This window comes from Rhodococcoides sp. S146-33 (assembly GCF_059489205.1).
This window is the reverse complement of record NZ_JCAJWY010000006.1, coordinates 70841-88721: the sequence shown is the minus strand read 5'-3', so window position 1 is coordinate 88721 and position 17881 is coordinate 70841. Positions and strand designations below refer to the sequence as shown.

19 protein-coding genes and 1 riboswitch are annotated in these 17881 nt (G+C 63.4%); of the genes, 13 read left to right on the top strand and 6 right to left on the bottom strand.

All coding sequences use genetic code 11. The annotated features are described in order from the left end of the window. Positions 1 to 164: 164 nt before the first annotated feature. From AC5WEY_RS21425 to AC5WEY_RS21415, 3 genes are read right to left on the bottom strand one after another with little or no spacing between them, the layout of a single operon-like run. Entirely contained in the window at positions 165 to 1424 is a 1260-nt protein-coding gene (locus tag AC5WEY_RS21425) for an amidase (RefSeq protein ID WP_495647442.1), read from the bottom strand. Then, on the bottom strand, positions 1370 to 3187 hold the full coding sequence (locus AC5WEY_RS21420; protein WP_495647441.1) for a hydantoinase B/oxoprolinase family protein: 1818 nt from the start codon (positions 3185 to 3187) through the stop codon (positions 1370 to 1372). The genes AC5WEY_RS21425 and AC5WEY_RS21420 overlap by 55 nt, the downstream gene beginning before the upstream one ends. Next, a complete protein-coding gene (locus AC5WEY_RS21415) occupies positions 3184 to 5265 on the bottom strand; it encodes a hydantoinase/oxoprolinase family protein (protein ID WP_495647440.1) in 2082 nt (693 codons plus the stop codon). The genes AC5WEY_RS21420 and AC5WEY_RS21415 overlap by 4 nt, the downstream gene beginning before the upstream one ends. A 305-nt stretch (positions 5266 to 5570) precedes the next feature. On the opposite strand from AC5WEY_RS21415, the gene AC5WEY_RS21410 reads away from it, so the two are divergent. The 6 genes from AC5WEY_RS21410 (at position 5571) to AC5WEY_RS21385 (ending at position 11617) form a co-directional block, all read left to right on the top strand. Continuing rightward, on the top strand, positions 5571 to 6305 hold the full coding sequence (locus AC5WEY_RS21410) for a FadR/GntR family transcriptional regulator (RefSeq protein ID WP_222059271.1): 735 nt from the start codon (positions 5571 to 5573) through the stop codon (positions 6303 to 6305). Between the two features lie 131 nt (positions 6306 to 6436). After that, a complete protein-coding gene (locus tag AC5WEY_RS21405) occupies positions 6437 to 6985 on the top strand; it encodes a MaoC family dehydratase (protein WP_032368993.1) in 549 nt (182 codons plus the stop codon). Continuing rightward, positions 6982 to 8199, top strand: coding sequence for a CaiB/BaiF CoA transferase family protein (locus tag AC5WEY_RS21400; RefSeq protein ID WP_283549586.1), 1218 nt, complete (start codon positions 6982 to 6984; stop codon positions 8197 to 8199). The genes AC5WEY_RS21405 and AC5WEY_RS21400 overlap by 4 nt, the downstream gene beginning before the upstream one ends. Then, positions 8196 to 9566, top strand: a complete 1371-nt coding sequence (locus AC5WEY_RS21395) for an MmgE/PrpD family protein (protein ID WP_495647439.1) — start codon at positions 8196 to 8198, stop codon at positions 9564 to 9566. The genes AC5WEY_RS21400 and AC5WEY_RS21395 overlap by 4 nt, the downstream gene beginning before the upstream one ends. A gap of 24 nt (positions 9567 to 9590) precedes the next feature. Then, positions 9591 to 10754, top strand: coding sequence for an acyl-CoA dehydrogenase family protein (locus tag AC5WEY_RS21390; RefSeq protein ID WP_495647438.1), 1164 nt, complete (start codon positions 9591 to 9593; stop codon positions 10752 to 10754). After that, entirely contained in the window at positions 10751 to 11617 is an 867-nt protein-coding gene (locus tag AC5WEY_RS21385; RefSeq protein WP_495647437.1) for an HpcH/HpaI aldolase/citrate lyase family protein, read from the top strand. Before AC5WEY_RS21390 ends, AC5WEY_RS21385 begins: the two co-directional genes overlap by 4 nt. A 227-nt stretch (positions 11618 to 11844) precedes the next feature. Here the strand turns inward: AC5WEY_RS21385 and AC5WEY_RS21380 are convergent, their stop codons facing one another. Both AC5WEY_RS21380 and AC5WEY_RS21375 read right to left on the bottom strand, forming a co-directional pair. After that, on the bottom strand, positions 11845 to 12498 hold the full coding sequence (locus AC5WEY_RS21380) for a hypothetical protein (protein WP_495647436.1): 654 nt from the start codon (positions 12496 to 12498) through the stop codon (positions 11845 to 11847). Positions 12499 to 12600: 102 nt separating this feature from the next. Next, positions 12601 to 12978 (bottom strand): DUF6941 family protein, encoded by a 378-nt coding sequence (locus tag AC5WEY_RS21375; RefSeq protein ID WP_495647435.1) that lies wholly within the window; start codon positions 12976 to 12978, stop codon positions 12601 to 12603. A gap of 326 nt (positions 12979 to 13304) precedes the next feature. Between AC5WEY_RS21375 and AC5WEY_RS21370 the strand changes: the two genes are divergently transcribed. Continuing rightward, on the top strand, positions 13305 to 13634 hold the full coding sequence (locus AC5WEY_RS21370) for an ArsR/SmtB family transcription factor (RefSeq protein WP_495647434.1): 330 nt from the start codon (positions 13305 to 13307) through the stop codon (positions 13632 to 13634). Further along, positions 13634 to 14326: a cation efflux transmembrane domain-containing protein gene (locus AC5WEY_RS21365; RefSeq protein ID WP_495647433.1), complete on the top strand. Its 693-nt coding sequence runs from the start codon at positions 13634 to 13636 to the stop codon at positions 14324 to 14326. The genes AC5WEY_RS21370 and AC5WEY_RS21365 overlap by 1 nt, the downstream gene beginning before the upstream one ends. Here AC5WEY_RS21365 and AC5WEY_RS21360 read toward each other — a convergent pair. Next, a complete protein-coding gene (locus tag AC5WEY_RS21360; protein ID WP_495647432.1) occupies positions 14276 to 15082 on the bottom strand; it encodes a carbonic anhydrase in 807 nt (268 codons plus the stop codon). The genes AC5WEY_RS21365 and AC5WEY_RS21360 overlap by 51 nt on opposite strands. Positions 15083 to 15128: 46 nt before the next feature. Further along, positions 15129 to 15248: riboswitch (SAM riboswitch) on the top strand. A 28-nt stretch (positions 15249 to 15276) separates the two neighbouring features. On the opposite strand from AC5WEY_RS21360, the gene AC5WEY_RS21355 reads away from it, so the two are divergent. The 5 genes from AC5WEY_RS21355 to AC5WEY_RS21335 all read left to right on the top strand — a co-directional run bounded on the left by AC5WEY_RS21355 (position 15277) and on the right by AC5WEY_RS21335 (position 17876). Beyond that, complete coding sequence (locus AC5WEY_RS21355) at positions 15277 to 15705, top strand: mandelate racemase/muconate lactonizing protein (RefSeq protein WP_495647431.1); 429 nt, start codon at positions 15277 to 15279, stop codon at positions 15703 to 15705. 72 nt (positions 15706 to 15777) lie between these two features. Continuing rightward, on the top strand, positions 15778 to 16212 hold the full coding sequence (locus AC5WEY_RS21350; RefSeq protein WP_495647430.1) for an SseB family protein: 435 nt from the start codon (positions 15778 to 15780) through the stop codon (positions 16210 to 16212). Next, positions 16095 to 16385: a hypothetical protein gene (locus AC5WEY_RS21345; RefSeq protein ID WP_495647429.1), complete on the top strand. Its 291-nt coding sequence runs from the start codon at positions 16095 to 16097 to the stop codon at positions 16383 to 16385. Before AC5WEY_RS21350 ends, AC5WEY_RS21345 begins: the two co-directional genes overlap by 118 nt. Beyond that, on the top strand, positions 16382 to 17110 hold the full coding sequence (locus AC5WEY_RS21340) for a hypothetical protein (protein WP_495647428.1): 729 nt from the start codon (positions 16382 to 16384) through the stop codon (positions 17108 to 17110). The genes AC5WEY_RS21345 and AC5WEY_RS21340 overlap by 4 nt, the downstream gene beginning before the upstream one ends. Then, positions 17097 to 17876 carry a hypothetical protein gene (locus tag AC5WEY_RS21335; protein WP_495647427.1) on the top strand — a complete coding sequence of 260 codons (780 nt, stop codon included), beginning with the start codon at positions 17097 to 17099 and terminating at the stop codon, positions 17874 to 17876. The genes AC5WEY_RS21340 and AC5WEY_RS21335 overlap by 14 nt, the downstream gene beginning before the upstream one ends. The last annotated feature ends 5 nt before the right edge of the window (positions 17877 to 17881 follow it).

Genomic DNA, 17881 nt, shown 5'->3' with positions numbered 1-17881 from the left:
CTTGCTGATCGGCGTGACGGTGCCGAAGTGGGAGTGTCGGCTGTCGCAGGCCCACCCGTAGTGAGACGTACGTAACAGCTGCTAACCACTTAAACATAAGATGTTTTAGGCGTCAAGGTGAGGTAAATCCGGACAAAGCCCATCGATTGACCACACGGCACGAGTTAAAGATCAGATGTATTTGGTGGCGTGGCTCGATGCCAGTCCGTTACCGACTGATAGCGCTCGCCCACGCCGAACAGCGCGCCCTCACGGTGCGCAGCAGCGGTGAGCTGCGCACCCACCGGCATGCCCGAGGACGGGTGGAACCCGACCGGCAGAGCCAGCGTCGGGCCGTCGTGCAACGACCACGGGTACGTGAATTGTCCCATCCGGCGCGAGAGGGCAACAACGTCGTCGCCCCCGTCCCTCGGGGGAACATCGACGGGCATGGCCGGGGTCAGCACCGCATCGACACTCTCGAACGTGGCGGTCATGGCCTGACGGAACCGATCGCGGCCGGCGAGTGCACGGTCACGGTCGGACTCGGAGATGCTCAGGCCGAACGCTATTCGCTCGTACGTCGCGGGCTGGAAGCGAGAAGGCTCGGTGTCGAGCCGGTGCCGATGGCGGCGAGCGAGGTCGCTGTAGACGATCGTGTAGACGATGTCCTGGGCATCGGCGGCATGCCCCAGTTCGACGGGGACGATCTCGTACCCCAGCTCGGCGAACGTGCACACCGCAGCTGCGACGGTCTGCGCGACGCCCGGATCCACGTCCGCGGTGAGGAAGACGCTGGGGACACCGATGCGTGTCACGGCTGATGGTTCGGACGGAATGGGGGACAAGACATCGAACAGAGCCTTCACCTCGGCGACCGACCTTGCCATCGGGCCGACGGTGTCGAATTGCTCGCTCACGGGGAACACGCCGTCGTTGCTGATCGATCCCCAACTGGGGCGGAGACCGGTGATCCCGCACGCCGCGGCGGGGAGGCGCACCGACCCGCCGGTGTCGGTGCCCAGGGACGCGTCGACCAACCCGGCGGCGACGGCAATCCCCGAACCGCCGCTCGATCCGCCGGGGACCCGAGCGGTATTCCACGGGTTGTACGACGGTCCTGCAGCCGAGTTCTGCGAGGTCACGCCGACGGCTAACTCGGCCATGTTCAGTTTCGCGACCACCGACCCACCTGCGTCACGTAGGCGGGTGACGACCTCGGCATCAGCGTCGGCGACGTTGTGCTCGAAGAACTCCGACGCGCAGGTGGTTTCGACGCCGTCCACGTCGATGTTGTCCTTGACGCCGATGCGCAGGCCGGACAGGGGCCCCGGGGTGTCGTTCCGGTCGTCGATCCACCGGACGACACCGCCGAAGGTCCCGTGCTCGATCAGGCTGCGCTCCGGGCGCGCAGCTCGGCCGTCGCGTCCTCGTCGACCGTCCACGAATCGGTGTTCACGACCACACCGTAGTCGCGTCGAGCATCGTCCTCGGTGAGGTACTCGTCCCAGACGTCGCTGAGCACCTGGAACGGATCACGCTCGAACGGGTTTCCGAAGCCACCGCCCGAGGGCAGTTTGATCTCGAGCGTCTCACCGGAACGAATCGTCTCCTGAGTGACCTTGGAGTACAACACTTCCTCACGATCGGTCCCGGCGTTCCTGGTGAACGAGCCGGACACGCCGTTGTGTCCGCCGAGAGCTCCGGCCGGCGGATCCGATCGGTTGTCGGCCTCGGAACCGAGGAACGTATCGGTCTCCATCAACCACTTGCGCACACTGCCGATACCGCCGCGCCACTTGCCCGGTGCGGGAGCCTCGTCGCGCAGTTCGTACCGCAACGCACGCATGGCGTGGTTGAGCTCGAGCTCCTCGATGGGGTTGTTGCGGGTGTTGGCCATCAGGGCGTCGACGGCGTCCATGCCGTCCTTGCCGTTGCGGCCACCGTAGGAGCCCTCGTTGATTTCGATGTAGACCCAATAGGATTCGCCGTCCGGCGCGATGCCGGAATAGGCGATGGCACACAGGGCGGCGGACGATCCGGCGATGGCGTGGTCCGGAAGTACCGGGGCCAGAGCCAGGTTGATCGAGTCGAAGACCCGGTTCACCTGAGAGAACCGCGCGAAGCACGACGCGGGGAAGTCCGGGTTGAAGATCGTCCCCTCCGGGGCATAAGCCTTGACCGGACGGAAGCACCCGTCGTTCTGAGGAACGAATTCCTCGGTCAGATCCTCGTCGAGCAGAATCGTGCGAATGGCGGAGACGGCCACCGGTAGAACCGAACCCTCGAACGGGACGTTGAACGCGGTGGGCACCTGGCTGTTCGAGCCGGTGAGGTCGATGAGAATGTCCTCGCCCTCGACCTGCACCCGCACGGCCACCTTGAGTGGTTCGCCGCGGTTCTTGCCGTCGTCGTCGAGGTAGCCGATCGGTGCGGTGTAGCTGCCGTCGGGAATCTCGCGAATCTTTCTGCGCAGCATGGACTCGGAGTAGTCCATCCAGCGTTCGCCCGCACTCATGACGGTGTCGAGGCCGTACTTCTGGAGCAGCTCGGTGAATCGTTTCTCGCCGATCCGTGAGCACGCGATCAACGCTTCGAGGTCGCCGCGGTTCTGCTCCGGGGTGCGGACATTGTCGAGGATGTGCTGGATCAGGTAGTCGTTGCGGACCCCGGCCTCGTAGATCTTCATCGAGTCCATCAGCTTGCCCTCGGCCCAGACGTCGACGACGTCCATGCACAGGCCGGGGAAGTTGCCGCCGACGTCGGACACATGCCCGGTACACCCGGCGAAGCCGATGTGCTCGCCCTGCCAGAAGATCGGAATGATCACGCCGTAATCGGGAGAATGCGCCGCTCCGTGGTACGGATGATTGTGCAGCACCACGTCTCCGGGCTTGTACGTTCCGGCGAGGCGACGGTTGACGCCCTTGATGTAGGCGGGAATCGAACCACAGTGCATCGGAGTCGAATCCGATTCGCACAGCTCGCGTCCGTTGATGTCGAAGATGCCCGCGCCGAGGTCCTCGGACTCTCGGATGAGCGAGGAGTACGCCATGCGGTAGAGCACCTGGGCCATCTCTTTGGCCATCGACTGGAGGGCTCCGCCGATGACGCGCAGCGTGATGGGATCGACCTCGACGTCGTTCCAGGTTCGAGTGGATTCGCCCGCCAGTGACACTCCGGTGGTGGGCATCAGCGCCTTGCTCATGCGGGGTTCCTCTCGATGATGATGTGGCCGACGGCGTCGACGGTGGCGTGCTGATTCATGCCGATGATCGTGGTGGAATCGAACTGCTCGACGATCGCAGGACCCTCGATCTCGTTGTCCGCCAACAACAACGACCGTTCGTAGACCGGGGTGTCCACCCACTGCGGCGCGGACGTCTCGTCCTGCCAGAACAGCGCCTTGGTGGTCGTCTTGATTGCGGCCGAGGAGTCGGCGGTGCCCACGGCGATGTCGGCGATCTGCACGTGGGGGACCGCACCCACACCGGTGACACGGACGTTGATCAGCTGTACGGGCTTGTCGTCGAACCGCTGTGAGTAGGTGCGTCCGTGAACGTCGTGGAATGCCTCGGCGACGGTCTTGACCCACACGTCGTCGATCTCGCCGTCCGGCGCAGCGACGCGCAACTCGTAGCCCTGGCCGACGTAACGGCAGTCGACGCTGCGTTCGAGCGAAATGTTCTCGGCCGCAACACCGTCCTTCTCGAGCTGCGCGACGGCGAGCGCGGACAGGCGCTCGACCTGCTCCTGCAGCAGTTCGATGTTCGGGTCTGCAGACGACGTCCACACCGTCGTCGGCTCCTCGTAGCGGATGTCGGTGGTGAGCAGGCCGACGGCGGAGGTGATGCCGGGGTGACCGGGCACGATCACGCGCGGAATACCGAGCTGGTCGGCGATCTGCCACGCGAACAGCGGCCCCGCTCCACCTTCGGCGATGAGTGAGAAGTCGCGCGGGTCATAGCCTTTGCGGACCGAGTGCAGGCTGATCGCCTCGGTCATGGAATGGGCGAGGATCTTGAAGATGCCCATCGCGGCGTCGTCGAGAGGGGTGTCGAGCTTGTCGGCGATGTGAGTCTGAATCGCCTCGCGTGCCAGCTCGGGCTTGACCTCCATGGTTCCGGACAGGAAGCTCTTCTCGCGCAGCCACCCCATCATCACCATGGCGTCGGTGGAGGTCGGTTCGGTGCCGCCGTGTCCGTAGCAGGCGGGTCCGGGAACTGCACCCGCACTGCGTGGTCCGACGCGGAACATGCCCCCGTCGTCGACCACGGCGATGGATCCGCCTCCGGCACCGATGGTGTCGACCTCGGCCATCGGCACCATCGCGTGATAGTCACCGATCCGGGTATCGAGCAGATGCTTCATCCGCAGCGCGCCGTCCGGGGCCACGCCGACATCCGCGGAGGTGCCACCGACATCGAGGGTGATGACGCTGGGGTAACCGGACGCTTTACCGATGGCGCAGCCACCGAGCAGGCCGGCGACCACACCGCTGGTCAGGAGTGAGACCGGGATTTCGCTGGCGCTGCGAGAGGTGACGAGTCCGCCGGCCGAGGTCATGAGGTGCACGTCTTCGCCGACCTGCGCTGCCTTGGCCTTACCGGCGAGATTCTCGATGTACTTCGAGGTCTTCGGTCCGATGAAGGCGTTGAGCGCTGCGGTCGAAAAGCGTTCGTACTCGCGGTATTGCGGGGCCACTTCGCTGGAGAGGGAGATGAAGACGCCCGGGAACTCTTCTTCGATGATGGCTCGCACGCGCTGCTCGTGGGTGGGGTTGCGGTACGCGTGCAGGAATGCGACGGCGATGGCCTGCACGCCTCGCTCACGTAGCAGTCGAACCTGTTCGCGCACAGCATCTTCGTCGAGCGGGGTCAGAATATTTCCTGCGGCATCGATACGTTCCGGGACCACCCGACGGTTGCGTCGCGGCACGAGCTGCCACTTCTGCCACGGAAGATCCTGGTAATTCGAGTAATTGAGAGGACGCTTCTTGCGCGCGATGTGCAGCAGGTCGCGGAAGCCCTCGGTGGTGATCATGCCGACGTCGCAGCCGTTGTGCTCGAGCACGATGTTGGTGGCCACGGTGGTGCCGTGGAAGAACATGTCGATTTCGGACGGGTCGATCCCGGCACGTTCGGCGAGAACCTTGATGCCGTCCATCGTGCCGATCGAGGGGTCGTGATTGGTGGACGGGGTCTTGTGCACGACGACCGTGCCGTCGTCGTCCCACAGGACGAGGTCGGTGAACGTGCCGCCGACGTCGACTCCAATGCGTTTCATGCTGCGTCCGTTCTGTCGGTGCCCGAGGGTAGCGGGAAGGCGTGCTCCGCGTGTCCTACGAAGTCGTGGGGTCACTGCTGAGGTGACATGAGTCATAGTGCTGATGATCGACGGGAAAAGCAATACCTCTGATGTATTGCGTCGGCTTTGTCCAGATATTGGCCTGGATCCGGGCCGTTGTGCGTGTTTTCTTGGTAAAAAGCGGATGTATCGAGGGTTGCGATCTCCGCATCTCGGGGCATCGGTCACGCTAAGCTCGAGCCGACCGGTCAGTAGAAACAGTCGAGCGACATCAGGGGGAAGACGTGGCCCAATCGGCTCCGCTCAAGGCGACCGCCAAGAGCGTCCCCGCGTATGCGGTTCTCGCCGGCCATCTTCGGAGCCGCATCCTCTCCGGTGAGCTGCAGCCAGGAGAGCGGCTACCCGGCGAAGCCGAGCTCACCGCCGAATTCGGCGTCGGGCGTAGCACTATTCGTGAAGCCCTCCGGTCCCTGGCCAGCCAGAATCTGATCGAGACGACCAGGGGAGTGACCGGTGGAAGCTTCGTCGCCGTCCCCAGCGTCGGACATATCAGTGAGCATCTGGAAACCGGTGTGGCTCTGATGGCCGCCGCCGAGACCGTCACCGTTGACCAGCTCATGGAAGTGCGCAACCTGATGGAAGTGCCGGCCGCGGGCATCGCTGCGTTTCGCCGCACCGACGAGCATCTCGAGCAGCTCAACGCGACGATCTTCGACCCCAATCAAGTGCAGGGGCCCGAGACTTTCGCCAAGAACCAGGAATTCCACCTCGTCTTGCTGCGCGCAGCCCACAACCCCCTGCTCGAGCTCATTACTGCACCCGTCTTCCGTGTCCTGTCCGGCCGTTTCGGCCGCGACCACGCTCCCGAGGGCTTCTGGAAATGCGTCGACAGCGACCACCGGGGACTGCTCGACGTGGTGGAGGCCGGTGACTCGATGGCCGCCATGGATCTGATGCGTAAGCATCTCGACCACCTCGGTGACTCGTACCGACAGATGGACCGACTCCGTAACCCGTAAACATCTGCTCTTTACCGAGTCGATTCACGTGAAGATTGCTGATTACCGGTTTTCTCGAACCCTTGACGCCATAAACATCTGATGTTTATGGTCTAGGTAAGGCACTCGCCAAACCGACACGAGGAGACACGGTGGCAATCCATCCGGCCGTTCTGGGGCGCTTCTTCGACGACTACACCGTGGGGGACGTCTATCAACATCCCTTCGGGCGGACGATCACGGAGACCGACAACACGTGGATCACGCTGCTGTCGCTCAACACCAACCAGAACCACTTCAACGCGCATCTGGCGTCGCAGAACCCCATCACCGATGGAAAGGTCATCGTCAACTCCGGCTTCACAGTCTCTGTGGTGCTGGGACTTTCGGTGATCGACATGAGTCAGAACGCGATCTCGAACCTCGCCTTCACCGACATCAAGATGTCCCACCCGGTCTACGCCGGCGACACCCTGTACGCCGAAAGCATCTGCACCGGCCTGCGCAAGTCCGAGTCACGCCCTTACGCCGGCATCGTCTCGATGATCACCCGCGGCCTCAATCAGGATGGCGTCGAGGTCATTTCGTGGAAGCGCTCGGTCATGGTCGCCACCCGCGACAGTGGCATCGGGCAGAACTACTTCCCCGAAGCGCAGAACGGACCGCTCGAACTTCCCCAGACTAAGGATTCCGACGCATGAGGCCACTCGAAGACGTACGCATCATTTCCCTCGAGCAGTACGGCGCAGGTCCGTTCGGTAGCTTGCACCTCGCCGACCTCGGCGCGGATGTCATCAAGATCGAGGACCCCAGCGTCGGCGGCGACGTCGGCCGCTACGTCCCGCCCTACAACGAGGGTGAGGACTCGCTGTTCTTCGAGAGCTTCAACCGCAACAAACGCTCACTCTCCCTTGACCTCTCGACGCCCAGTGGGCGAGCGGTGTTCGAGGATCTCGTTCGTACCAGCGACGCCGTCTACTCCAACCTGCGTGGTGACGTGCCGGAGAAAATCGGCATCACCTACGACCAGCTCAAGCATCTCAATCCCGCGATCGTGTGCTGCAGCCTCACCGGCTTCGGCATGACCGGCCCCCGCTCGAAGGAGCCTGGCTACGACTACATTCTGCAGGGTCTCGCCGGCTGGATGAGCGTCACCGGCGACCCGGACGGCCCGCCCACGAAATCAGGTCTGTCGCTGGTCGATTACTCCGGTGGATTCGTCGCCGCGATCTCGCTGCTGTCGGGACTGCACGCTGCTCGACGCGACGGCATCGGTGGTGACTGCGACGTCTCGCTGTACGACACGGCGATGTCGCTACTGACGTATCCCGCGACGTGGCATCTCAACGCCGGCTTCGAGCCGATCCGTACGAAGAACTCTGCTCACCCATCCCTGGTTCCGTTCCAGGCGTTCGAGGCAACGGACGGCTGGCTCATCGTCGGCTGCGCGAAGGAGAAGTTCTGGGACCGGCTCGTCGTCGCCATCGACCGGCCGGATCTCGGTGCCGATCCGCGGTTCACCAACTTCTCGCTGCGTGGCAAGCACCAGGACGTACTGCTGCCGATCCTGGAAGAGGTGTTCGCTACCAATACTGTCGAGCACTGGCTCTCCAAGCTCGGCCCGGCCGGTGTACCTACCGGGCCGATCAACGACGTGGAGCACGCTCTGACCGAACCGCACACGCTCGCACGCAATCTCGTGGTCGAGACCGAGCATCCGGTGTACAACACCGTGCGCCAGGTCGCCTCACCGGTGAACTTCGGTGCCGAGGCCAAGCAGTATCGCCGAGCGCCGCAGCGCAACGAGCACTTCGACGACATCGTGCGCGACCAACTGGGTTACGACGACGAACGCATCGCGAAACTGAAGGCGGAGGGCGCTTTCGGTACGGCGAAGGACGAGGTGCGGGCGTGACCTCGACGATTCTGGCGGAGTGGGCATCGGGTGTCACCGTCGCCGATCTGTCCGAGAACGTCCGGCACGCGGCCGCGCGGCATCTGCTCGATGGCGTCGGTAATACCGTTGCGGCTCAGCGGCTCGGCTATGGCCGACCGGGCTGGACGGTAGCCGACGCTCTCGGCGGCCCACCGGAGGCGCGGCCTCTCACCGGCACCCGAGGCCTGTCCGCGCCGGCAGCCGCTTTCGCGACCGGGGTGATGCTGCACTCTTTGGACTTCGACGATACGCATGCGGGCGCTCTGGTGCACGCGACGGCAGTATCTCTTCCTGCGGCATTCGCCGTCGGGCAGCAGGTGTCGGCGTCGGGTGCAGATGTGCTGACTGCCGCTGCCCTCGGGCTCGAAACCGCCTGTCGTCTCGGTGAAGTCAGTCCGCACGGGTTTCACGCACGGGGCGTACACGCCACGGCAGCGGTGGGCCCGTTGACGGCCGCACTCGTCGCCGGGCACCTCTCGAAGTTCGACACCGAGACGTTGGTCAACGCTCTGGGGATCGCCGGTTCGTCGAGTTCGGGACTGCTCGAGTTTCTCGATACCGACGCCGACACCAAGGCGCTGCATCCCGGATCGGCCAGCATGAACGGTGTTCTCGCCGCCCGACTCGCCGCAGCCGGTGCGACCGGCCCGTCGTCGGTTCTCGAAGGTCGACGCGGAATCTATGCTGCGTTGACCGATCGGCCAACGAACTTTGCGGCACTGACCGAGGGACTCGGCACGCGGTGGGAAGCCACCCGGATCGGCATCAAGCCGTACCCCAGTTGCCAGCTGATGCACGTGACGCTCGATGCGGTGTCGGAAGCGCTCGGCGACAATGCAGTGCAGGCCAGTGATGTCGACGACATCGAGGTCTTCGTTCACCCCGATTCGAGCCCGTTCGTCTGTGGACCGAACACCGGGGTCGCCTCACCGCGCAGTACGTACGACGGCAAGTTCGACCTCCCGTGGAGCGTGGCGGCATTACTGCACGACGGAGCCATCACCGTCTCGACCTACACCGACGAATCCATCGCGCGTAAGGACGTTCTGGTCACCGCCCGCAAGGTGCGGGTGACGAACCTCCCGTCGGAGGTTCCCGCGGCGGCCGCGTCGGGCAGGGCGGTTCTCACGCTCACCGACGGACGGGTGCTCGACGCCTCCGTCGGCGGCAGTCAAGGTTCCGCCGGGTTCCCGCTGAGCGACGACCGCCTGCTGGAGAAGTTTCTCGGCAACTGCGCAAACGACTCTCGCGCCACCGAGCTGGCCGACCGCGTCTTCGGGTTGGTCGACGAAACCGATCTGACCGCCATCCTCGACCTCGCCGCAGCCCTCGCGCCGGCGCCCTGACACTTCAATCGACAGGACATCATCATGGACTTCACGTACGACGAGCAGCAGACGGCCTTCCGTAAAGCATTGCGCACCTTCGTCGACAAGGAAATCATCCCGGTCGCGAACGAGTGGGAGAAGACGGGGCGGTACCCCACCGAGATCGTCGAGCACATGAAGGCCATGGGTCTGTTCGGCATCACGACGCCGGAGGAGTACGGCGGCCTCGACCTCGACAAGGTCTCGTTCACCCTGGTGTACGAAGAGCTGGCCCGCGGCTGGATGGGAGTCGCCGGAATCCTCGGCAGCCACAACCTGTCGTGCTGGATGATCGGCAAGCACGGGACCGAGGAGCAGAAGAAGACCCTGCTACCCAAGCTCGCGACCGGTGAATGGCGTACGGGTGTCGGTCTGACCGAGCCCGGTGCCGGAACCGACCTGCAGGGCATCAAGACCACCGCCAAGCGCGACGGCGACCACTACATCGTCAACGGTGCCAAGACGTGGATCACCAACGCGCGGCACGCGAATGTGCTTCCGGTACTGGTGAAGACCGACACCACGACCACGCCGGCACACAAGGGCATGTCGCTGCTGCTGATCGACACCACGACCGACGGTTTCGAGGTGCAGCGCGACATGGGCAAGCTCGGCTACAAGGGCACCGAATCGTGTGAGATCACCTTCACCGATGTGCGGGTTCCCGTCGACGCAGTGCTCGGTGGGGTGGAAGGACGTGGTCTGCAGCAAGCGCTGTCCGGTCTCGAGATCGGCCGGCTGAACATTGCCGGCCGCAGCGTCGGAATCGCACAGGCTGCCTATGACGCTGCCCTCGAATATGCCAAGCAGCGCACCGCATTCGGTCAGCCCATCGCTGAGTTCCAGGCCATTCAGCTCAAGATCGCCGACATCGCGACCCAGCTCCAGGCTGCACGTCTGATGACGTACTGGGCTGCATCGCAGGCCGATTCGGGCAAGCGGGTGGACATGGAAGCCGGCATGGCAAAGTACTTTGCCTCCGAAGCCGCCATCACCGCCAGCCTCGAAGCCATGCGTATTCACGGTGGCTACGGATACTCCACCGAGTTCGTGGTCGAGCGCCTCTACCGTGACGCCCCACTGATGGCCATCGGTGAGGGCACCAACGACATCATGCGCACCGTCATCGCCAAGTCCCTTGTTGCGGGCACGGGAGTGATCGGATGAGATCGGCTCTGACGTACCTCTACGTACCCGGGGACGTGCCGGAGCGCTTCGACAAAGCATTGGCGTCGGGCACGGACGCGGTGGTGTTGGATCTCGAGGACGCCGTCACCGCGGCGAACAAGGATCACGCCCGTGCGACGGTTGCTGCGTGGGTTGCCGCCTGCGATCCGGGTGACGTGCAGATTTGGGTGCGGGTGAACCCGGGGTCGTTGCAAGAGGCAGATATTCGCGCCGTGCTGCACCCGAACCTGACGGGTGTCTGGCTGCCGAAGGTGTCGTCGGCTCGCGAGGTGGAGCAGGCCGACGCTCTACTGAGTGGCAGTGACGCGGTCGTCTCGCCTCTCATCGAGACTGCCGCGGGAGTGTTCGCGGCTCTCGAGATTGCCCGTGCCCCGCGGGTCAAGTTTCTTCAGATCGGGGAGGTGGACCTGGCCGCAGATCTCGGCGTCGACGGCTCCGCGGAGTCGATGTCGTTCGTGCGTGCTCAGGTGGTCGCGGCCAGCGTGGCGGCCGGAATCGATCCGCCGCCGGCCGCTGTGTCACGAAACTTCCGCGATGCCGATGCGTTCGAGACCGACACCCGAACGCTTGCTTGTCTCGGCTTTGTCGGTCGTGCGTGTATTCATCCGGCTCAACTCGAGCCTGTGCGAACGGTGTTCGTGCCGTCAGAGTTGGAGGTACGAGAAGCCGAGGAACTGTTGGCCGACTTGGAACGTGCGGAGTCCGGTGTGGCGGTGGACAGCAAGGGATTTCTGATCGACGAGGCCGTTGCCCGAACCGCTCGACGAGTGGTGGAGCGAGGAGCCGCGCGGGAGACGATCAACAATTTATGTCAGCCGAAGGCGATGCGAATCCTGACGTAGTGGCAACGACAGTCTTAATGTACTTCGATGCACTTAAGTGTAGTTAAGCCTAGCGTTGTTTACGCGGGAATCGGTATGCTACGGAGTCCGCATTCCGGTCGCCCTGTGTCAGCCGCATGCGATACGCAGCGCGACGCTCGCTGTGGCCCCACGGGTACTGAGGGTGTGTTCGCCATTCGCGTCGAGGGTGGTGGGATAGTTGTGCGCGTGACGGAATCTTCGAGTTCCTACGCTGTCGTGCGCAAGGCCCGTGCCCGCGCGAGCGCAAAGGTTGCCACGAGAACGCACAGCACCGCCACGATCACGGCGACGAAGGTGGATGCTGACGTCGAGAAGCCGAGAACCCAAGCAGTCCCTATTCCGACGAGGGTGGCGAGGACACCTCCAATCGGGAGAAAGGCAGCCACAATTTTGGTGGTTCGGGTCGACTGGCGATCGTGAATTAGTTTGAGCAGCAACTGAACCGAGATGGTTCCAAGAATATAAGCCAAGATTCCGGTGCCTGCGTAGATCGGCAGTAGGTATTCGGTCGACACGCTCGAACTCGGGCCTGAAAAGCTCGTTCCGACCAGAATCAGCACGGGCGTCATACCCAGCGTCACGCCGATCAGACCGGCAACGGCGACCAGCCCTACTCGGCGAGAGGGATCGACGGCGAATCGAAAGCCGCACAGGTACAGCACCAGGCCTGCGAGCAAGCCGACCACTGCGCCGACTACAGCGGCGACAACGGGCCGTACCCACGGCCCCAACGCGGTATCCGGACCGTAGAACGAGCCGCCGGAGACGTACGCCGAGTACCCCGAATTTCCGGTCACCGACTGACCCAGCACTGCAATCACCGCGCCGAGCACACCAAAACCGATTGCCTGTTTGATCACGCGTCAATGATGACGGATGTCCGGTCTGCGTAGAGAAATTCGGCCGGGGTGTTGCCTGCTCGTCAAACTCCGAGGCATCAGCGTGGTTGCGAGCACGAGACGTCAGCCGAAGGCGATGCGAAGCCCGACGCTCGCTGTGGCTCCACCGGCGCTGAGGATGAAGTTGTGCCGTCCTTCGTCGCGGAACACCATCTGCATCGGCAGGAACCAGAACCGATTTTCGCCGGTGAAGCCGGCACCCGGAATCTGGAGGCCTCGCTGATTGACGATGTGTTCGCCCTTCGCGTCGAGCACCTCGAGTGTGGTGGGAAAGTCCTTACCGATGTCGTCTGGTCCTGTTTGCAACAGTGCGACCAGTCGGCATTCGAGCATGCGGGTGTCGCGTGGAACTGTGCAGGTATCCCAGACTCCGCCGAGGATGTCGAGCATGTCGTTGGAGGCTCGCGCGTATTCGGCGAAGAACAACCCGGTGATGATCATAGGCTTCCTCTTTCGATCACGAATTCCCCTGAGGTCAAACGTCCCTGGCCAGCCGCGTCGATCGAGGCAGTCACCATCGCAACTGTAGGCGGCGCGGCTGTCGCCCGTCGTCTTGTCTTCATCCTCGCGCCTGCGGGGGGTGGGGTCGGCTGCTCCGGTATGACTGCTGCCGCCCCGGCACGGAACGCATATCCACTCGAGTGTTCCCGACGGCTACTTCCGCCGGGGCGAGGCTGCGATCGTGATGGCCGCACTACCGCTCCCGCTACCAAGAACCCTGGAGGTTCACGATTTTCTGAATACAGAAAATGATGTACCGTTTTGACATGGATCTCTTGACCAACGTGTCGGTGCTGTCACGGTTCGGCCACGCGCTGTCCGACGAAACCCGCACCAGAGTGCTGCTGGCGCTGAAAGACACACCGAGGTACCCGGCCGAACTCGCCGACGCGCTGGGTGTGACGCGACAGAAGTTGTCCAATCACCTCGCCTGCCTACGTGGCTGCGGCTTGGTCGTTGCCGTACCGGACGGACGCCGGACCCGGTACGAGTTAGCGGACAACAAAATCGGTCTGGCGCTGGAGGACTTGCTGAAAGTTGTTCTTGCGGTCGACCCGACCTGCTGCCCGGCCTCGACCACCGAGGGCTGCTGCTGATGCCCGCCGGGCTGGGCATGTCATCGCCGCCGAACTCGCCCTCGAACGAGCGGCGCGCCATTCTGTCCACGCGCATTCGCTGGTTCGTCGCGGCGACGATCCTCTACAACGTGATCGAAGCCGCCATCGCCATTGCCGAGGGTGCTCGTGTCTCGTCGACCGCACTGGTCGGGTTCGGCCTCGATTCGATCATCGAGGTGTCCTCGGCAGCGGCTGTGGCATGGCAGTTCTCGGCCAAGGATCCCGAGGCGAGAGAGAAGACCGCACTACGAGTCATCGCATTCTCGTTCTTCGGGCTGGCTGCGTACGTCACACTCGATGCCGTTCGCGCACTGTTCGGATTCGCAGCCGCCGAGCATTCGACAGTCGGAATCGTCCTTGCAGCAGTCAGTTTGGTGATCATGCCGACGCTCTCATGGGCTCAACGTCGGACCGGACGTGAGCTGGGTTCCGTCACCGCCGTCGCAGACTCGAAACAGACTTTGCTGTGCACCTACCTCTCCGCCGTTCTCCTGATCGGATTACTCCTCAACAGTCTCTTCGGTTGGTCGTGGGCCGACCCTGTAGCTGCCCTCGTCATTGCAGGTCTCGCCACAAAGGAGGGAATGAACGCGTGGAAAGGCGATACCTGCTGCGCGCCTCTACCCACCCGCACCGAATCGGACGAACACCGCTGCGGCTGCTGCGAGTGACGCCTGCCGGGTTGGCGCGGACGCTGACCAGTCAACTTCCTTCGGCGTCGAGTGGACCTTTCGGCTGCCTTGCTCCTGCAGTGGACGAGCGTTCTGTTCGATCACGGAGCGGAATTCGTCGAGTTGCTCCGCCGAGGCCTGCACCGGCGTGGTCATGACAATCCACTGCACGCCCTCTGTGCATGGGGGAGTAGTGAGGGACCCGGAGTAGCGCACGTTCGTCCGATCGGTAGGTACCAGGGCGCTGGGATCGAAATCAGTGAGCTCCGCGATCTCGCCGACGGGAGGCAGTTTCTCGACGTAGTTTCTCAATGCTGCGTTGGCTACCCCCTTGTCGATCAGGACGCTGACGACGGTGATGCTTCCGTCCTCTGCGGTGTGCACCAGATGTAGCTCAGCGTCGTGGCGGACGCCGTCGAGTTCGTGCTCGGCCGGTTCGTGGAGGTGGAACTGTGTCAGCGCGAAGTGCTTGTCCCCGAGGATCACCTCCGATCCTGGTGTCTCATCCGTCTGCACCGTATGTGTGGTGTTTTTAAGGGCGATAACGCCTGTGCTGTAGGCGCATTGGAGCGCAGGAAGATCGGCGGCTGTGGCGTCGTGAAGGTCGATCGGTGATTGAGCCGACGTGTCGGCGCAGGCACCCCAGTCGGGGCTGAGCGTCGGCCACGCATCGGGGCCGAGTTCGCCGTCGTACGCACCGCCCCGTGCATCGACGACTACTGAGCCTGAACTCGATCTGAGCTCGGGGCGATCCAATTGATCGGCCGATCCATGTCGTACCCCTCGGCTATTGTCGAGGAAGGTTCAAGAGCAATAGCCGTAGGTACCTGGCCGGCTGTTCGGCAACCCCGTCTCCATCGACAGGGGTGCCCCAGGGGAAGAACCGGCGTATCCCGCAACCGCGGGACCGCAAGTCGATGGAGGGTTGCACCTCCAGGATGAGGTGAACAATGTCCGGAAGAGACGAACTCGCAGCAGCGCAGGCCAAGTGGGAACCCATTCCGCCCGAGCGCCGTCGTGCCTGGTGCCAGACACTGCTGAGCTATCCACCGATATGGTTCGGGGCATTTCCGATGCTCGAAACCCGGAGGCTGGTGCTCGAGGGTGGATATGCGAACAGTGAGACCTGGATCGACCTGGCGAAACGTGCTGAAGCAGTGGGTTTTACACCGCGTACGTGGTTGATATTTCGGCAGAGTCTCGAGCCGGCTTATTTGAAAGATCGGTTCCCGTCTCATCCCGAGAACATGCCCAAGCGGCGTGGGAACGGCGGCGTCGAGACAGTGGTGGTCGATCCCGAGGACTTCTCCGAGTGGCCATGGCTGTTCGAGGCGGGATATCGCGCGGGCGAGGCGACCTGGCAGGCGTTGTCTCGCTGAAGCCGTCCACCAGGCCTCCGAAAGGGCCGGCCTGTCAGTGGAACCGGCGCGATCCCTACTGCGTCTGATCCTGTGGGGCGGCGATCTGGCCGCGTTGGGGGAGGGACAGAAATAACAGTTCCAACTGATTTTCCACCAGTGGTCTACGTGCCGTGCGTCGAATCGGTGACCACGCCGGACGAAGCGACAGTCAAACTGCGGACCACGCGCGATGGGCGATCCGCGTTGCTCGTCTTCTCGGCACTGGACCGGCTGCACACCTGTGTAGGTCCGGATGAACCATGGCTGGTGATGCCCACGGAGCGGCTCGCAACGGTTCGCGAAGGCGCGCCATTCGATCTTGTACTTCTCGACGTCGTCGATCCGCGGAGTGAATGGTCGTCGACGTCATGGCCCTGTTCGTGGACCCAGTTGCCGTGCAGTCCGAAGCGGCACGGATGTCCGAGGCGGCCGCCTACGTGGACACGCTGGCAACGTCGATCCCCGGCGATGTCGATGGGGGCGTAGGAACTGCAGCGATTCTCGGGATCATGTCGATTTCCGTCGAGTCTGCCGGCGATTTGAGCCTGGCGCTCGCGGGTTTCGGCGACGTCGTCTCGGAGAGTGTCGATCGCTACTCGGAACAAGACCTGGCCGCGGCCGACCAGGTCAATGTTGCCCTGTGGGAAGAGCAGCGATGACCGTCGATACCCACGTGAACGGCGATTCCGGTTCGGTCCGCTTGGCAGCCGGATGGCTACGCGACCAACTTGCGTCGAACATCGACGTCACCGGCGAAACGATGTATTCCATTCGGAACACCGTCGATTCGGCCTGGGACGGGCCGGCATCTCGACTCGCGTGCGAGAAATTGACTGACGGCGCGCAGCGAACTGTGGATATGGCGGCCGCGGCCCGCACCTATGCCTCCGCGATTGATGCCTTTGCCACCGAACTCCAGAACGCACACGTTCGGATGGCAGATGTTCGGACCGATGCGGCCGCGGCGGGCCTGACACTCAGCGGTCACCTCATTCTCGACCCCGGTGCGGAGTCCGACGCGCATCGCCTTGCGTACGAAGCGGCATCACACGGTGCCGATGCGGCGCGACAGATCGAGACCCTGGCCGGCGAAACACTGAAGAACGTATGGCTGGAGGTTACCGAGAGCTGGTTCATTATCGCTTCCGACCTACTCGGCGGAGCGGCCGAAGGCCTGGCCTCGAAGCACGTCTCCCTGCTGACGAAGCGCGCAGACGTTCTCGCCGAGGAAGCGGCGAAGTATCTACGGCTGGCCCAGTCTGCCCCGCTTACAGAAGGTTTGGGTAGCGCCGGCGACGCGATCGGTGACGGGGCTGCGGCAGTTGCCGACACGGGGTCGGCAATCGGAGAGTTGGCGACGGGGGCGTGGGATGCGATTTTCTGACGTGCGGCCCAGCGAACTGCGACGCTGGGTGGCGTCGCCGGGGTCGATGATCGCTCGCAGCGCGATCTTCGGGGTCGCGGCCCTGATTGCTCTGTACTTGTGCGTGGTGAGTGTCGTGGAGGGGATGGTCGCTTCCGCGCTGCCGACCTTCGGATTCGCTGTGTTCTGCTTCAGCACAGCCGCTTTCGCGTGGACCAACGTGCCGTCTGTCAAGACAGGCTCCGACGTCCGCCAGTGGGTACAGGGATCGACTGTGCGTTACAACCCGGTGGGCTTGAGGTTGCTCGTCGTGATAGTCAGCTCACTGTCGACCTGCATGATCGCGATGGGTTTCACCTCGGGTGGGGTGGGATGGGTCCTCGCGGCAATGGGATTGTCCATGGCCTCGTTCTTGATTCCAATCCTGTTGCGCAGTATTCGCAACGGCTTCCTCGAGCTCTCGGACGACGGTATTCGGCACCGCGGCTGGGCATTCGACATCCAGGTCCCGTGGGTGGACATCCGAGACAGCGCTGCGGTTGTGGAGTCGTACCCTTTGGTTCTGGTGAGGGTCGACGAGTTGGCGAAGATGAACCGGCGCTTCACAACATTGTTCTGGAGAATCGAAGTTTTGCCGAAAGGTCAGTACATCGAACTCGACTGCAGACGCTTCGATGTCCACCCGGCGGCGATGGAACAGTGGATTCGGTTCTACATCGACAACCCGGCGGCACGAGGCGAACTCGGAACCGATGCGGCCGCAGAACGCCTGGTGAGTTACCCGTAAATCTC

What these genes read in the sequence shown, in the direction of transcription:
- AC5WEY_RS21385 (WP_495647437.1), top strand. Translation starts at nt 10,751, where the DNA reads ATGAGATCGGCTCTGACGTACCTCTACGTACCCGGGGACGTGCCGGAG.
- AC5WEY_RS21345 (WP_495647429.1), top strand. Translation starts at nt 16,095, where the DNA reads ATGGCCCTGTTCGTGGACCCAGTTGCCGTGCAGTCCGAAGCGGCACGG.
- AC5WEY_RS21390 (WP_495647438.1), top strand. Translation starts at nt 9,591, where the DNA reads ATGGACTTCACGTACGACGAGCAGCAGACGGCCTTCCGTAAAGCATTG.
- AC5WEY_RS21370 (WP_495647434.1), top strand. Translation starts at nt 13,305, where the DNA reads ATGGATCTCTTGACCAACGTGTCGGTGCTGTCACGGTTCGGCCACGCG.
- AC5WEY_RS21375 (WP_495647435.1), bottom strand. Translation starts at nt 12,978, where the DNA reads ATGATCATCACCGGGTTGTTCTTCGCCGAATACGCGCGAGCCTCCAAC.
- AC5WEY_RS21365 (WP_495647433.1), top strand. Translation starts at nt 13,634, where the DNA reads ATGCCCGCCGGGCTGGGCATGTCATCGCCGCCGAACTCGCCCTCGAAC.
- AC5WEY_RS21340 (WP_495647428.1), top strand. Translation starts at nt 16,382, where the DNA reads ATGACCGTCGATACCCACGTGAACGGCGATTCCGGTTCGGTCCGCTTG.
- AC5WEY_RS21355 (WP_495647431.1), top strand. Translation starts at nt 15,277, where the DNA reads ATGTCCGGAAGAGACGAACTCGCAGCAGCGCAGGCCAAGTGGGAACCC.
- AC5WEY_RS21335 (WP_495647427.1), top strand. Translation starts at nt 17,097, where the DNA reads ATGCGATTTTCTGACGTGCGGCCCAGCGAACTGCGACGCTGGGTGGCG.
- AC5WEY_RS21420 (WP_495647441.1), bottom strand. Translation starts at nt 3,187, where the DNA reads ATGAGCAAGGCGCTGATGCCCACCACCGGAGTGTCACTGGCGGGCGAA.
- AC5WEY_RS21415 (WP_495647440.1), bottom strand. Translation starts at nt 5,265, where the DNA reads ATGAAACGCATTGGAGTCGACGTCGGCGGCACGTTCACCGACCTCGTC.
- AC5WEY_RS21400 (WP_283549586.1), top strand. Translation starts at nt 6,982, where the DNA reads ATGAGGCCACTCGAAGACGTACGCATCATTTCCCTCGAGCAGTACGGC.